The following is a 14,197-nucleotide window of genomic DNA, read 5'->3' as shown; positions in this document are numbered from 1 at the left end:
TTTTTGTTTTTCCGGCCACAGGCAAAGCTGCTGACATAGTTGCGCGAGCTGACCGTACTGCTATTACGACCGGCGGCAACCTCTTGCTGCATACATTTACGTTTGCGCCCTCGGCTTGCATACCGTTTTCCCCGCCTATCGGTACGGTGGCCACACCCACTACCCACCAAGCGATACGCCTCACGCTTTGTGCTCCCTGCTAGACTGCGCACATTGCCCCAACCCGCTGCACCATGCTGACCTACACCCCTCCTCACGAACAGGACCTGCCGCCTGCCACCGAAAAACCCTGGCTGCTGCTCCTGTTATGCCTGGCCTGGCTGCTACCCGGCCTGCTGGGCCTCGAACCACTCAAGCCTGATGAACCCATCGTCGCCGATATCGTCCGGCATTTTATCGATGGTCATCCACTCAGCCTGCCCATGCTGGCCGGCGAGGCCTGGGTGGAACGCGCGCCCTTGTTCTATTGGGTCGCCACAGGCTTAGCCTGGCTGGGCCAGTGGTTAGGGCTCAGCCTGCATGAAGGCGCCCGGTTGGCCACAGGCTGCTTTATGGCCCTGGCCCTGTGGGGAACCGGCATGACGGCGCGCGAGTTGATCGGTCGCCGGCACGGCCGTAGTGCCGTGCTGATACTGATAGGCTGCGCGGGGCTGCTGCTGCCAGGCCATGCGCTGACGACCGATGTGGTCGTCCTGGCCGGCTGGTGCTGGGGTGGTTACGCCCTGGCACTGGCGCCGCGTCGCCCCTATCCGGCCGCCGCCATACTGGGTGCAGCGCTGGCCACCTGCGGTCTGGCCGGCAGCCTGGCCGAACCCGCCATGCTGCTCCTGCTGGCCCTGCTCCTGCCGCTCTTCCGGGCCTGGCGCTTTCCCCGCTATGGCCTTGTCCTGTTGATCGCGCTGGCTATTGCGCTACCGCTGGTAGCTGCCTGGCCCATGGCCCTCAGCCATGCCTCCGCCGCAGCCTATGGCCAGTGGCGTGATCATTATGCCCTGGGCTTCTTTGGCGGCTTTGCGCAGGTGCAACTGGGCCACCCCTTCGGCTACTACCTGCGGTTACTGCCCTGGTTTGCCTGGCCCGCCTGGTTCCTCGCGGCGGCGACCCTGTGGATGCAGCGTGAGCGACTGATGCAACCGCGCTTCCAGCTGCCGCTGGTGGCGGCCGCCCTGGCACTGCTATGCCTGCTGCTGTCCAATAGCGGCCGTGCTGGCTATGCCCTGCTGCTGCTGCCGCCCCTGGCCTGGATAGGTGCGGTAGGGCTGGATGTACTGCGGCGCGGGGCCTCGGCTTTCGTCAACTGGTTCGGGGTCATGACCTTCGGCCTGTTGGCCCTGTTCCTGTGGGTCTGCTGGCTGGCCATGCATTTCGGCTTGCCGGTGCGGCTCAGCGGCCGTATTCAGGAATTGGCCCCCAGCTTCAGTCCCACTTTCAGCATCCTGGCGCTGCTGCTTTGCCTGGGCTTTACCCTGGCCTGGCTATGGGCCGTATCGCGCCGCCGCCCGGTGGGCCGACAAGCAGTCACCAACTGGGCCGCCGGCATTACCCTGTGCTGGGGCTTGGCGGTGCTGATTGCTGGCAACTGGGTCAATGCCCGCACCAGCTACCGCGACTTCGCCCGCGCCATTGCCCCCTCACTGCCCAAGACCGGCTGCATCGCCAGCGAGAACCTGCAAGCCAGCCAGCGTGCCATCCTGCATTACTACCTGGGCTTGTCCACCCTGCGCCGCGAAATCCACCCCAATCATGGTTGCGACTGGTTGCTGCGCCAGGGCGGCAGCGAAGCACTCAATCCGCCGCCCGGCTGGCAACTGGTCTGGCAGGGAAACCGGCCTGGCGATCGCAAGGAGCGCTTCTATCTATACCGCCAGGATGCACCGTGACGCGCTCCCATCCGAGGCCCACCCTGGCCCCCACCCACCATGCTTGATGTCCTGATACGTAATGCCCTGGTTTTCGATGGCCGGGGCCATGCTCCGCAAAAGCTGGACGTAGGCATACTTGCGGGCAAGATCAGCCAGTTGGCACCCGCCATCAGCGCGCCGGCACGGCAGGTGGTGGATGCCGACGGCCTGTGGCTCACGCCCGGCTTTGTCGATATCCACACCCATTACGATCTGGAAGTGGAAGTCGCACCAGGCCTGAGCGAATCGGTACGGCATGGCGTTACCACGGTATTGATGGGCAATTGCAGCCTGTCTGTCGCTTGCGGCGACCCGGCCGACCTGGCGGACATCTTCCAGCGTGTGGAAACCCTGCCCCGGCCCCTGATTCAGCGATGGCTGGCGCAAGCTGCCAGTTGGACCAGCCTGGACCGCTATCTCGACCACTTGGCGCAACTGCCACTGGGCCCCAATGTGGCCGTACTCCTCGGCCACAGCGCTTTGCGGGTCAAGGTCATGGGGCTGGCGCGCAGCGTCAGCGCCCATGCCACGCCCGCCGAAATCAGCGCCATGCGGGCCCTGGCCGACGAGGGCTTGGCTGCCGGATTCTGCGGTCTGTCGGTCGATATGGTGCACTGGCACAAGGTGCATGGCGCCTGGGCCGGCCGGGCCCTGCCCTCGCACCATGCCGATTACGCCGAATACGCCGCCCTGGCCGATGCCTGCCGCGAGCGCGATGCCGTATTCCAGGTCACACCCAATCCGGAACGACAGCAATCGGTCTGGCACATACTGCGGCTGGGTGCAGGCCATTGGCGCCGGCCACCGCTGCGCATGACGCTGCTGTCTGCGCTCGATATCGACACCCAGCCGCTGCTGTGGCGGCTCTATGCACCGCTGCTATGGTGCTATAACCGCCTGCTCGGCAACAATCTGCGCATGCAGACGCTGACCGAGCCGTTCACCCTGTATTCCGACGGGCCTATCACCCCGCTGTTCGAAGAGTTCCCCAGCGGGGTGCAGCTCAACAATACCGATACCCCGGAGCAACGCCGGGCGCTATGGCAGACACCGGGTTTCAAGGAACAGTTTGCCGCCGATTGGCAGCGCCCCGGCATCAAGACCTTTCACCGGGACTTTGCCCGCATCCTTATCGTCACCGCCCCCCAGGCCGCCTGGCAGGGCCAGACGGTGGCGGCCGTGGCCGCCGAGCTGGGCATGCCGGCCATGGCGCTGTTCATCGAGCTACTGAGCGAGGCCGACACCGCCTTCCGCTGGCAGGCCTCCGGCGCCAACAACCGCGCCGGCATACGGCAGCAGCTGATGTCCCAGCCCTACATCCTGCCCGGCTTCACCGATGCAGGCGCCCATGGCGCCAATCTGGCTTATTTCGATGGTGCCGTCTCGCTGCTCCGACAAGCCGTACAAACCGGCTTCATGCCCGTCGAGCGCGCAGTTGCCCGTGTCACAGGCGAGCCCGCTGCCTGGCTCAATCTCGATGTCGGCGTGCTAGCCATCGGTAAGCGTGCCGACCTGGCCCTGCTGGATCCCGCCGCCCTGGCGCAGGCCCGGCCTGAACCCCTGCTGGAGCAAGCCGACGAACTGGGTGGCATGCCCCGCATGGTCAACCGTGAACAGACCCCACCGGTCAGGGCAGTCTGGGTTGCCGGCAAGCCCTTGCTGGACCAAGGCAAGCCCCTGCCCGCACTGGGCCGCGAACAGGCCGGCCAACTGCTACGCCCCCGTACCCCCATCCATGGCCGTACCGCTGTGCAGCAACGCTATCGCGATCGCATCAGCGATCTGCAGTACGACCACGGCCTGGAGCGATACTGGGATATCTTTGTCATGAAGCACCAAAGCTGGCCCAATATCTGGTTGCATGTGCTGGCCGTCATCCTCATGTATGGCTCGGCCCTGATCGCCGTGTTCAGTCTGAATCCGTGGTGGCTGCTGGGTGTGCCGCTGTCCAACCTGCTGGGCCAGTTTGGGCATGCCCGCTTCGAGCCCAGCCATGTGGATGGTCGAGACGCGCTGTTTTCATGGCGCGCCATGCACGCCCTGCTCAAGCTGGCGGCGCTGGCACTCAGCGGCCGCTACGCGGCCGAGCTGGCACGTGTCCAGGCCAGGGTGAAGCCATGATGCCCCTGCCCGCCATCACCCCTGGCAATCGCCTGGCCGCATTGGGCCTGGGCTATCTATTGTTCTGCCTGTGCTATCTGGGCAGCCATGCGCTGGCGTATACGCGTGCGCGCTATTTGCCGCTCACCGCGCTGGATGCCCTGATTCCCGCCTGGCCTGCCAGCCTGTGGCTCTACCTGTCGCAGTTCGTGCTACTGCCGCTGGCCTTTATGCTGGAGCGCGACAGCCTCAGGCTCAGCCGCGCTTACTATGCCATGCTGGCCGCCACCGTCATCAGCTGCGCCATCTTCTTGGTCTGGCCCACCACGGTGGGCCAGGAAATGCGGGCCATCGGCGGCTGGACCCAACAGGCATGGCATTGGTTTTATGAGCTGGATGTCGCAGGCAACTGCTTTCCCTCCCTGCATGTGTCGCTGGCCAGCCTTGCCGCTTGGCTACTGGCTGGCCGTGGCGGTATCTGGCACCTCCTGGCACCTGGCTGGGCAGCATTGATCGTACTGTCGGTACTCACTACCCGACAGCACCGCCTCGTTGATGTACTGGGTGGGCTATGCGTGGCTGCCCTGTGTCTACGCCTGGCTGGCACCAAGCCGAGGCTGGCATGCTGAGCTGCCGCTTACACGACGTCGCTGCACTGGACGATGCCACACGCGACCAGATGTATGCCTTGCTGGCCCGCCACTACGCCGCCACCGACCGGCAACGGTTCGAAGAGGATCTGGCAGCCAAGCAATGGGTATTGCTGCTGACGGATGCACAAGCGCAGTTGCAGGGTTTTTCCACGCTGCATGTCTACGCTGTATCGCATCAGGACAGGGACTGCCGTATCGTCTACTCCGGCGATACCGTGATAGACCGAGCCCACTGGGGCGAGCAGGGACTGGCCTTCAACTGGCTGCGGCTGGCAGGTCAATTGCGTAGCCAGGCACCCCAGGCAAGCTGGTATTGGTTCCTGATTTCCAAGGGCCATCGTACCTATCGCTATCTACCGGCATTTGCCCGCTGCTTCTATCCGCACTGGCAACATCCCACGCCGGCTTTCGAAGCCAGCCTGCTACACAGGCTGGCGCAAGACCGGTTTGGCGCGCACTACCAGGCCGAGCAGGGCATTGTGCGTTTTCCGCAATCGCAAGGGCACCTGCAGGATGACCTGGCAAGGGTCAACCCACGGGAGCAGCACCATCCAGCCGTGCGTTTCTTTCTGGAGCGCAACCCCGGCTATGCCCAGGGCCACGAACTCTGCTGCCTGTGCGAACTGGCCCCAGACAACCTGCGCCCACTGGCACAGCGCCTGCTGCACAAAGGAGCGAGCAATCCATGTCAGGCATGAGCGAGCTGAAGCAGTTCAACCAGCCCCTGCTGGTCGAGGGCTGGTACTGGCTGCTGCCCTCGCACCAGCTCAAGCCAGGCCAGGTCAGAGCGGTCGAACTGTCCGACAAGCAATTGGCGGTCTGGCGATCAGCCAGCGGCAAGGTCCATGTCTTCGATGCCCACTGCCCCCATATGGGCGCCCATCTGGCTGAGGGCCGGGTGATGGGTGAGTCTTTGCGCTGTTTCTTTCATAACTGGCGCTTCGAGGCCGATGGCCGCTGTGCCGATATTCCCTGCCTCAAGCGTGATGGTGGTGGCATACGTGCGCAATCCTGGCCGGTTGAGGAACACTACGGGCTGATCTGGATCTGGCCAGGCGCCCAAGCCGGCCCCTTCCTGCCCATGCCGCCAGAGCTCACGGCGCAGCCCCTGCGCTGGCAGCTAGGCAACCATTTCATCAAGGGCTGCCACCCCAATGTGGTGATGATCAATGCCATCGACGAGCACCACTTCCAGACCGTACACAAGCTACCTGGCCATATCCTGTCGCTGACGGCCACGCCTCAGGGCCAGCACACCCTGCATTTTCGCAATACCGGCACCCTACCCCGCCATCATTGGCTGGGGCGCCTGCTGGGACGATTCTATCGCGGCCCACTGTACTACGAGACCACCTACTGGTATGGCCACGTCGGTGTAGCCAGTTTCGGCCCGGATTTCCTCCACCTGCATGTGATGTTCGCGCTACGCCGGACCCAGGAGGGCAAGACCGAGGGCTGGGCTATCGCACTGACCCGTCGCCACGCCGGCCCTCTGGGCTGGTTGCGCGACCAGTTGGCCCTGCTGATCACCCGCGTAGGCGCCCGTTACTTTGCCCTGGGCGATACACGGGTATTCCAGACCATACGCTTCGACTTCCGCAACCCCACACCGGCCGATCGCTCGGTCATCGCCTTTATTCGCCACTATGAGCAGCAAACCCGTATCAACTGGGAAAACCATGACACCTAGGTTGGTCCTGATCACCGGCACATCAGGCGGCATAGGCAAGGCCACCGCCCTCGCATTTGCCGCCGCCGGCTGGCAGGTGCTGGCCGCCAGCCGCCAGCCAGCCACACCGGCCACTGCCGCCGGAATGCGGCATATACAGTTGGACCCCGCCTCGGCTGCCGACCGTACCGCCTTGGTCGAGTTGCTGGCACGGGACTACGGCGGCCGGCTCGATTGCCTGGTCAACAATGCCGGCTATGCCCAAAGCGGCCCGGTAGAGCTGCTGGACGAGGCCGCCTGGCGCAGCCAGCTCGAAACCAACGTGATTGCGCCAGCCCTGTTGACCGCGGCACTGCTGCCCGTACTGCGCCAGGGTCGTGGCTGCGTGATCAATGTCTCATCGGTGCTGGGGCGTACCAGTTATGCCTGGCAGGGCGCCTACTGCGCCGCCAAGTTCGGCCTGGAAGGCTGGACTGAATCCCTGATGCTGGAAACCCAGGGCCAGGGAATACGGGTACACCTGATTGAGCCAGGCACCACGCGCAGCGAGTTTGGCGCCAATATGCTGCAGGTAGGGCAGGCTCCGGCGCCATATACCGCGACCGCCCTGCGTTTTGCCCAGTTGCGTCAGCGCCTGGCAGGCCGCGCCCAGCCACCCGAGAAAGTCGCGCGGGTAATCGTACGGACTGCCCAGGCCCGCCGCGCGCCCTTTCGCCAACTGGTGGGGACCGACGCCCGCCTGGCGGGGCTGCTGCTGGCATGCCTGCCTTCCTCGCTGTATGTCGCACTGAATCGCCTGCTGGCACGCAAGCTGCTGCACCTGCCAGCCCAGGAGCGCCCATGAGCACGCTGGAACAGGTCTGCCGCAAGCTGGCCACGCGCCTGCCGGCCAACAACGTGGCTGCCCAGTCTGCCTCCCTGGCTACGCTCTGGCCGGCCGAATTCTTTCGCTTGCCAGCCACGGCGTTCTGGCAGCAGGCCACGACGACGCAGCGTGATCAGCTGCTGTACCACTGCGCCAGCACACTGCTGCGCGAGGCCCTGGGCATAGAACGTACCGCCATGGACTATTGCGCTCACCGGGTACTGGCAACGCAGGATGCGCTGGAAAAACAGGTCTACAGCCTGACCGGCGCCGATGAAGCGCGCCACTACCACTGGCTGTGCTCCATTGCCGACCCGGCCACCATTGCTGCCGAGCCAGACAGCTTTACCCGCTTTCTGCAGCGGCTGGTGGCCGAGGGCAGCCCCCACACCCAGTCCTATCTGCTGCAGATCATTCTCGAGGGCTGGGGCATCCATCACTATCAGCGCCTGGCCCGCCATGCCAACGATGCCGCAGTCAGTGCCGTCATGAATGGCATTGCCCAGGATGAAGCACTGCACTATGCCGCAGGGGTGGCCCATTTTGATGCCGCCCGCCTGGACGAGGCCGAGCGTGGCTTTGTCCGTGCCGCACTGGCTGAACTGTGCGCCATGCTGGCTTGCGGGCCGCTCAGTGTCCTGGGTGTGGTGGAGGCCGTGGCTGGCGGCTTCGACGACGCTACGCGGTTGCAAACGTTGGTGGCGCTGGCAGAACCGGCCCAAACCGAGGAAAAACTGCAGCAACTGGCACGCTACATAAGCCATAGCGGGATGGAGGCCGAAGCCGACTGGCTGGCCAAGCAGGGCCTGCTTAGCCCCATGCCAGCCGAGATGGGCCTGCGCTACTACGGCTGAGCCAAGGCTAGCGCCACCTGCTGGGCCAGCGCCAGGTCGCACAACAACGCCACATCCTTGATATTGCCTGCCTGTATGCCACGTGCCTGCTGCACGCCATGCAGCAATGCAGCCATATCAGGCCTGTAGATGGCACGCAACGGCCCCAACTGCCCCAGGGCGCGGGCCAGACGGTAATGCGGCGTGGCCATCAACGCGGCATCCAGGCGCTCGGCCAGGCCGGCCTCGGCCACGTCAGACAGCAAGGCATAACAGGCAGGGGTCGCCTGCTCCAACGGGCACAAGCAAAGCAGGCCGGCGCGCGAGCCTGTCTCCGCCAGCAGTTGCTGGACAAACGCTTCCGACAGCTTCTCTCCCACCAGGTCCACGCCTCTGCCAGCCCGGCCCAGAAAGCGCAGGCAAGGGGTGGCACTGTGCATGCCGGCCACGGCCACCCTGTCGCGCAGGCAATAGCGCATCAGGCCACCTGCCTGGCTCACCACCAGCTCACCCTCGTCACCCTCGCGCCATTGCCATAGTGGCCGCAGGCTACCGTCTGCCAGTTGCAGTTCCAGGTACACCTCACCCAGCAGCGGCACGGGGGCAGGTGCCCCCTGCAGTGGCACCGTCATGGGCCCCTCTGTCGCCAGCAGCCCTTTGCCTTGCACCATCACCTCGGAAAAAAGGTCCCTCAGCTGGGCGGCCGGCCGTGCCGCAGTTGCCTCGTCCCAGCAGGAAATCAGTTGCAGCTGCGGCCAGACTGCCCTCCAGCCATGCCTAGGCACCTGGGCAATTGCCGTCAGCCTTGCCGGAGATAGTGGGGCAAAGCGGAACACCAGGCCACCGCGCTCCAGCTTGCCGGCCAGGAGGGCGGGGGCCAACCTGTCCAGCGATTCCCTCATATGCTCCAGCAACAACAGCCAGAAGGTCGGATTCCACACCGAAACCACCTCCAGCCAGCTCTCCGCCAGCAGGTGCACCGCCAGCACATCCTTGAAATCCTCGGCTGCAGTCAGCCTCAGTGCCGCAGCCGGCGCCACCAGAAAAGGCCGCAGCAGCGCCGCCATGGCACCGCTGACATAGTCGGTATCGTCCTGGCTGCCCACGGCCACGCCATGCGGTGTGGCCCCCTGCCCCAGCAGGGGTGGCGATACGCTCATAAAGGTCTTGCCACTGTTCAGCGTCAGCCCAGCCTGCAGCAGATCATAGGCCCAGATGCGAAACAGCCGGTCAAAGCTGCTCAATAGCGCACGGTTGTAGGGTATGGCCTTGGCAGCTCCGCTGCTGCCCGAAGTGCGCTCGTAGTAGCGCACCGCCTGGGCCGAGAAACTATTGCCCCCTGTCGCCATATCAGCTTCGACAGTACTGCGCAGCGCCTCATAGGCCATGGGCTCCAGTTGCTCGAATGCCGCCATCGCCCCCGGGCCGGACAGGCCCAGTCGCTGGCCATGGCGACTACGGCCGGCCGCCGCCAGCAAGCGCGCCAGCAACTGCCGCTGGGTCTGCTCGGGCTGCTGCAATTGCTGCTGCATACGGTTCCAGGCAGGTCGGCTCAGCTGTGTCAGCGCCCACAGTGCCGGCGGCAGCAACCAGCTCATTCGGCATCCTGCTGTGGCGGCCGGCCCCCTGCCCACCTGTCGGTCAAGGCTTTTAGCTGCGCCCCCGCCGCCACCCGGGCGCCCGGCCCGAAGCGCGACCCCGCACCGATCAGCGCGCCCCTGCCCAGGCGTATGCGCCGCACATACAGGCGCAACTCGCCATTGTCCTTGCGCGACACCACATGGGCATAAAAGCCCGCCTTATGCCCTATCACCGCATAGTCACCAATTTCCAGCATGGCCCTATCGGTAATCTCCACCAGCGGTGTCCAGTAAACCTGGCGGCCTATACGCGCGCCCCAACCACGCAGCCACAGGCTGTACAGCCCCGGCACCAAGCGCAGGCAGGCTTCCAGCTGAGGCAGGGCGTCATAGGGCAGCTGGCACATATGGCCACCCCACCAGGGTACATAGGTGTCCGGCAGGTCCAGCCGGCTCACCCCTTCGCGCACCGGCCAGCAATACTGGTGCAAGCGGTAGCACAGCATGGGCAGCAGATACAGATGCGCCAGCAGGCACAGCAGCGGCAGCATGCCGGGCGCCAGCAACAGCCAGACCAGGCATGCCAGCGCCAGCAACAGGAAAACCGTGGGGAAAAGCGAGAATATCCGGCTGCGCCAGGTCATACGTAGAACTCGATCTCGAAAGTTTGCGGCGGCAGGCAACGTGCATCCTCGCCACGGGCGATGGCATCGCGTATCTCGTCCACACAGCGGTGTATGCGGTCAGGTGCGGAGTAGCGATAGTGCCGCCCATGGCGTGCCACCACCTCGCCCTGCTCCGCCAGGATATCGATGTCTTGGTCTATCACCTGCTGCCCCGCACGCCGCACAAAAGGCCACGCCAGCGCTGTAAACCAGCCGAACCGATAACTCAGGTCGGTGTAAACCAGGGTTTGGCGACCCTGCGAGGGCACGGATTGCGAGGTGATGATGAATTGATAGCCATTGGCCAGGTGATAGCGTACTGAAGTGATATTGGGCTGATAGAAGTGATCCTCATGCACCACCGGCGCATTGCCGGGGTTGAGGAAATGCCGCCAGAAACCCAGGTTGCCCCGCTCGCCGTGATACACCACCCGTACCATGCCGTTCTCGCGTATCACCGTAGCCGCAATGCGCTCGCCCTGGCTTACCCTAAACAGTTTTGCATGCACAAAAGCGGTGTGTGGCACGTCGATGTAGTTCTCTATGCAGTCCGCTACATCGGCATCAAAACGGTTGACCAGCCTGACCCGCCCCCAGCCCGGCGCTTGCCAGTGGGGCATGGCAAAGGGAGGCACATCACGGGCGGCGTTGGCGGGCTTGGCCAGCCTCACGTATACATAGCCGTCCTGCTCGCAGGTCTCAAATGGCGGGCTCTCCAGCTTGCGCCCGCCCGCAGGGCAGCCGCCCTCGGCGGGAATATGCACCACCTGGCCGGCAGCGTCATAACCCCAGCCATGATAGCGGCAATGCAACCGTCCTCCTTCCACCCTGCCGCTGGAGAGCCGCGCACAACGATGCAGACAACGATCCGGCATGGCAATGGCACGGCCATCGTCAGCCCGCCAAAGCACCAGTTCTTCGTCCAGCACGTTGCAGCGCAAGGGCTGCCGGCGCAGCGCCCTGGATTCGGCAGCGATATACCAGAAGCAGCGAAAATGCGGCATGCAGGTGTATTCCGCCGATCAAGCCAGCTGTAGTGGGCGCCGCGCCGCCAGCACACCAGCGATAAAGCCCAGGCCAGCCACCAGCCAGACCAGCGCGGCTACCACCTCGAAGGTCGTCAGCAACTGCGGCGCCCACAGCCATACCGGCACCAGGATGAAACCACGCAAGGTACACAACACCGCCAGCACCCACAGGGCCGCGCCGGTCAAGGGCAGGCGCCGCATCACACCTGCCGCCGAAAACGCATACAGCCCTGCCAGCAGCATCAAGGCACCTATCGCCAGGGTGCTGACTGGTGCCAGCCAGCTACCGGCCGACGCCGAGGCCACCACTTGTGGCGGTGCCCCAAAAAACGCATACCAGCCCGGCCCGAACAGGGGGGCAACAAAATGGATGACGGCACCGAACAGGGCAATGGCTGCGGCGAGCAACAAGGCAAGGCGGTGGAACATGGTTTTCTTCCCGGCACGATGGACAGCCGGAATATAGGGCATATGGCCCCCGCTGGCACGCACCGGGCAAACCGGGCATCATGGCTGGCATGAGTCAGCTTGCCTTTCCGCTCATGTCGCCAGCGCTGGTGTTCTGGGCCAGCCTGCCCTTCTGCACCTTTGTACTACTACTCGTGCTGGAGCGCCTGCGGCCCTTGCATACAGGCCAGGCCAGCAGCGGGGACTGGCTGCTCAACGGCAGCGGCCTGCTGGCGCAAGGCTTGCTCATACCTTTGCTATCACTCTGGCTGGGGCAGCAACTGGCCATGCAGTTACCCAGCTTGAACGGCATCCTGCCGGGCGCCCTGGGTGCCTTCCTGCTCAGCTTTGTCGGTCTGGACCTGCTCTATTACGCCCAGCACCGCTACCTGCACAGCCATGCCTGGTGGCTGCACCTGCCACACCACAGCAGCCAACAACTGGGCGCCTGGGCCAGTGCCCGCAATACGCTGTGGCTGCAGCCGCTGTTTGTCTACGTGCTGCCCAGCGCCTTGCTATTGCTGCTGTGTCAGGACAAACAGGCTTATCTGGCCGGCACCCTGCTGACAGCCAGCCTCGATTTATGGCGCCATAGCGCCATACGCTGGCCACACTGGCTGCAGCAGCGCCATGGCTGGCTCAGCTGGCTGCTGATCACCCCGGCCAGCCACCACCTGCACCACGCCGCCGGTACCACTGCCATCAATCTCGGCGCCAATCTCAGCTGCTGGGACAGGTTGTTTGGCAGCTACGCCGCACCACAGGGCTACCCCTTGCGCTATGGTGCCAGGACACGGCAAAGTGCCTGGCAACAACTCCTTACCCCCTGGCATCACAAGCCGGACGAAAGCTAGAACATGCATCGCGGCCTGGAACAATCGCTGCCCCACTCACTGCTGGACGACCCACAACTGGGCAAGCAGGTAGCGCTCAATCTCAAACGTAATCGCGCCCAGGACGCCACCGAGGCCATGGAAGCCGCCGTTGCGGCCTATCGCTTCGAGGACTGCCAGCACAGCGCCTGGAACCCCGAGCAATACGCCTTGCTGTGGGGCACTGCGCTCTGGCATGAATCCAGCCCCAGCCAGCGCCGCCTGCTCAACCAATTGTATTGGGTGGCCTATTACAGCCAGATCATGTCGGCCGAGATTGCCACCATCTTCCTCAACCAGGTCTCGGCTGCCGGGCTTTATGCGGTAGAGGATTTTCGACCCATCTGCGACAGCCTGGATCTGGAAACGCGCCAGGAACGCGCCCATATCCATGCCTTCAAGACCATAGGCGAAGACGTAGAACACCGTCTGTTCGGCCGCCGCATCTTTACCTACCCCATGCGCCATCCCATGACCGAGACCATGGTGTTTGCCGATACCAATGGCCTCAGAACCTGGTGGAAGGGCATACAGCTAAGGGCCTTCACCGCCATGGCCGGCAATCCCTTTCTGGGTAGCCAATATCTGCTGATACGAGGCCTGCGTACCCTCAATGGCAAGATCGTGCAGCACAAGCTCAGCCAGTATTACGAGCACCATCCGGACCAGGCCAACGCACCCATACCCGCTGCCATCAGCTGGTACCATTTCTCGGATGAGAGTTTCCATTTCCACACCTCCCGCCTGGTGGGTGTGGAAGTACCCCGAGTGCTACCCAAGCCCACCGCCTTCGAGCGCTGGGTGGTCAACCAGGGGGTGGCGGGCTGCCAGCGCGATCACTACCACTTCTCAAGCGCGGTAAACGGCATCTTCTGGTACGACCCGGCACTGTACCGCCCCATCTACCAGGTACTGCGCTCACCGGCCTTTGGCTTGGACCATGGCGGCGCCATGCAGATGCTGCACCGCAGCTTCTGCGAGGATTCCGAAGGCGTACAGGCCGCCGCCCAGACTCATAGGGAGGCGGTGGCGTCCTACCGCCTGTTTGTCGATTCCATCAGCTGGCTGAGCGCCGGCAATCGCGAAATGCGCCACATGGCCGGCAACAATACCCATCGCTATCTGCGCACCAACCGCCAGGCCTATGCCCGCTTCAAAGGCCAGGCAGCCGCACTGGAGCGCACCCACAACCTTCTGCAGACCGCCCGCGCATGATGCACTACACCCTGGATTTTCCCGACAGCCCCCATCCCAGCATCCAGCTGCCCGAGGGTAGCGCACTGTCGCTGCAGCTCTCCGCCCTCAATTCGCCCCTGCTATTCGGCTGCCGCGCCGGGCTATGCGGCACCTGCCTGATAGAACTGCAGCCAGGCGCCGAGGGCAGCATAGCCCCTGCCGGCGCCGACGAAAGGGAGGCCCTGGATATCTACGCCCCCGACCAACCGCTTGCCCGCCTGGCCTGCCAGGTGCACGTCACCGGCGATATGCGCATACGCAAACTGTGATCATGGCCTGGCCGGCGGCACTGGGAGTCGCCAACCCAAACCTGCGTAATGGTTTTCACTGAACGCGCAAACAGGCAGT

Annotated in this window: 14 protein-coding genes; 10 read left to right on the top strand and 4 right to left on the bottom strand. The window is 64.2% G+C overall.

Annotation, left to right across the window (positions count from 1 at the left end; translation table 11 throughout):
- The first annotated feature begins 233 nt into the window (after nt 1–233).
- Genes QWZ03_RS09745 through QWZ03_RS09715 form a run of 7 tightly spaced genes read left to right on the top strand, consistent with a single transcriptional unit; the run spans nt 234 to nt 8,042 of the window.
- A complete protein-coding gene (locus QWZ03_RS09745) occupies nt 234–1,880 on the top strand; it encodes an ArnT family glycosyltransferase (protein WP_290332521.1) in 1,647 nt (548 codons plus the stop codon).
- Nucleotides 1,881–1,919: 39 nt separating this feature from the next.
- Entirely contained in the window at nt 1,920–4,022 is a 2,103-nt protein-coding gene (locus tag QWZ03_RS09740; RefSeq protein WP_290332520.1) for an amidohydrolase family protein, read from the top strand.
- Nucleotides 4,019–4,630: a phosphatase PAP2 family protein gene (locus QWZ03_RS09735; RefSeq protein ID WP_290332519.1), complete on the top strand. Its 612-nt coding sequence runs from the start codon at nt 4,019–4,021 to the stop codon at nt 4,628–4,630. Before QWZ03_RS09740 ends, QWZ03_RS09735 begins: the two co-directional genes overlap by 4 nt.
- Entirely contained in the window at nt 4,624–5,352 is a 729-nt protein-coding gene (locus tag QWZ03_RS09730; RefSeq protein WP_290332518.1) for a hypothetical protein, read from the top strand. Before QWZ03_RS09735 ends, QWZ03_RS09730 begins: the two co-directional genes overlap by 7 nt.
- Nucleotides 5,340–6,344, top strand: a complete 1,005-nt coding sequence (locus tag QWZ03_RS09725; RefSeq protein ID WP_290332517.1) for a Rieske 2Fe-2S domain-containing protein — start codon at nt 5,340–5,342, stop codon at nt 6,342–6,344. Before QWZ03_RS09730 ends, QWZ03_RS09725 begins: the two co-directional genes overlap by 13 nt.
- Nucleotides 6,334–7,167 carry an SDR family NAD(P)-dependent oxidoreductase gene (locus tag QWZ03_RS09720; protein WP_290332516.1) on the top strand — a complete coding sequence of 278 codons (834 nt, stop codon included), beginning with the start codon at nt 6,334–6,336 and terminating at the stop codon, nt 7,165–7,167. Before QWZ03_RS09725 ends, QWZ03_RS09720 begins: the two co-directional genes overlap by 11 nt.
- Nucleotides 7,164–8,042 carry a ferritin-like domain-containing protein gene (locus QWZ03_RS09715; RefSeq protein WP_290332514.1) on the top strand — a complete coding sequence of 293 codons (879 nt, stop codon included), beginning with the start codon at nt 7,164–7,166 and terminating at the stop codon, nt 8,040–8,042. Before QWZ03_RS09720 ends, QWZ03_RS09715 begins: the two co-directional genes overlap by 4 nt.
- Here QWZ03_RS09715 and QWZ03_RS09710 read toward each other — a convergent pair.
- From QWZ03_RS09710 to QWZ03_RS09695, 4 genes are read right to left on the bottom strand one after another with little or no spacing between them, the layout of a single operon-like run.
- Nucleotides 8,033–9,619, bottom strand: coding sequence for a GH3 family acyl-acid amido synthetase (locus QWZ03_RS09710; protein ID WP_290332513.1), 1,587 nt, complete (start codon nt 9,617–9,619; stop codon nt 8,033–8,035). The two genes, QWZ03_RS09715 and QWZ03_RS09710, sit on opposite strands and share 10 nt — an antisense overlap.
- Complete coding sequence (locus tag QWZ03_RS09705; RefSeq protein WP_290332512.1) at nt 9,616–10,245, bottom strand: acyltransferase; 630 nt, start codon at nt 10,243–10,245, stop codon at nt 9,616–9,618. The genes QWZ03_RS09710 and QWZ03_RS09705 overlap by 4 nt, the downstream gene beginning before the upstream one ends.
- Nucleotides 10,242–11,270: a Rieske 2Fe-2S domain-containing protein gene (locus tag QWZ03_RS09700; RefSeq protein ID WP_290332511.1), complete on the bottom strand. Its 1,029-nt coding sequence runs from the start codon at nt 11,268–11,270 to the stop codon at nt 10,242–10,244. The genes QWZ03_RS09705 and QWZ03_RS09700 overlap by 4 nt, the downstream gene beginning before the upstream one ends.
- An 18-nt stretch (nt 11,271–11,288) precedes the next feature.
- Nucleotides 11,289–11,723 carry a hypothetical protein gene (locus QWZ03_RS09695; protein WP_290332510.1) on the bottom strand — a complete coding sequence of 145 codons (435 nt, stop codon included), beginning with the start codon at nt 11,721–11,723 and terminating at the stop codon, nt 11,289–11,291.
- Nucleotides 11,724–11,812: 89 nt separating this feature from the next.
- On the opposite strand from QWZ03_RS09695, the gene QWZ03_RS09690 reads away from it, so the two are divergent.
- Genes QWZ03_RS09690 through QWZ03_RS09680 form a run of 3 tightly spaced genes read left to right on the top strand, consistent with a single transcriptional unit; the run spans nt 11,813 to nt 14,118 of the window.
- A complete protein-coding gene (locus QWZ03_RS09690) occupies nt 11,813–12,595 on the top strand; it encodes a sterol desaturase family protein (protein WP_290332509.1) in 783 nt (260 codons plus the stop codon).
- Nucleotides 12,596–12,598: 3 nt separating this feature from the next.
- Nucleotides 12,599–13,828, top strand: a complete 1,230-nt coding sequence (locus QWZ03_RS09685) for a hypothetical protein (protein WP_290332508.1) — start codon at nt 12,599–12,601, stop codon at nt 13,826–13,828.
- Nucleotides 13,825–14,118, top strand: a complete 294-nt coding sequence (locus tag QWZ03_RS09680) for a 2Fe-2S iron-sulfur cluster binding domain-containing protein (RefSeq protein ID WP_290332507.1) — start codon at nt 13,825–13,827, stop codon at nt 14,116–14,118. Before QWZ03_RS09685 ends, QWZ03_RS09680 begins: the two co-directional genes overlap by 4 nt.
- Nucleotides 14,119–14,197: the final 79 nt, after the last annotated feature.

It is taken from the genome of Chitinimonas viridis (assembly GCF_030409555.1).
GTDB lineage: Bacteria > Pseudomonadota > Gammaproteobacteria > Burkholderiales > Chitinimonadaceae > Chitinimonas > Chitinimonas viridis.
This window is presented reverse-complemented; position numbering and strand designations above follow the sequence as displayed.

Coding starts and splice junctions, on each gene's coding strand:
- QWZ03_RS09705 (WP_290332512.1), bottom strand. CDS start 10,245: ATGACCTGGCGCAGCCGGATATTCTCGCTTTTCCCCACGGTTTTCCTG.
- QWZ03_RS09720 (WP_290332516.1), top strand. CDS start 6,334: ATGACACCTAGGTTGGTCCTGATCACCGGCACATCAGGCGGCATAGGC.
- QWZ03_RS09730 (WP_290332518.1), top strand. CDS start 4,624: ATGCTGAGCTGCCGCTTACACGACGTCGCTGCACTGGACGATGCCACA.
- QWZ03_RS09715 (WP_290332514.1), top strand. CDS start 7,164: ATGAGCACGCTGGAACAGGTCTGCCGCAAGCTGGCCACGCGCCTGCCG.
- QWZ03_RS09695 (WP_290332510.1), bottom strand. CDS start 11,723: ATGTTCCACCGCCTTGCCTTGTTGCTCGCCGCAGCCATTGCCCTGTTC.
- QWZ03_RS09725 (WP_290332517.1), top strand. CDS start 5,340: ATGTCAGGCATGAGCGAGCTGAAGCAGTTCAACCAGCCCCTGCTGGTC.
- QWZ03_RS09685 (WP_290332508.1), top strand. CDS start 12,599: ATGCATCGCGGCCTGGAACAATCGCTGCCCCACTCACTGCTGGACGAC.
- QWZ03_RS09710 (WP_290332513.1), bottom strand. CDS start 9,619: ATGAGCTGGTTGCTGCCGCCGGCACTGTGGGCGCTGACACAGCTGAGC.
- QWZ03_RS09680 (WP_290332507.1), top strand. CDS start 13,825: ATGATGCACTACACCCTGGATTTTCCCGACAGCCCCCATCCCAGCATC.
- QWZ03_RS09740 (WP_290332520.1), top strand. CDS start 1,920: ATGCTTGATGTCCTGATACGTAATGCCCTGGTTTTCGATGGCCGGGGC.
- QWZ03_RS09700 (WP_290332511.1), bottom strand. CDS start 11,270: ATGCCGCATTTTCGCTGCTTCTGGTATATCGCTGCCGAATCCAGGGCG.
- QWZ03_RS09690 (WP_290332509.1), top strand. CDS start 11,813: ATGAGTCAGCTTGCCTTTCCGCTCATGTCGCCAGCGCTGGTGTTCTGG.
- QWZ03_RS09745 (WP_290332521.1), top strand. CDS start 234: ATGCTGACCTACACCCCTCCTCACGAACAGGACCTGCCGCCTGCCACC.
- QWZ03_RS09735 (WP_290332519.1), top strand. CDS start 4,019: ATGATGCCCCTGCCCGCCATCACCCCTGGCAATCGCCTGGCCGCATTG.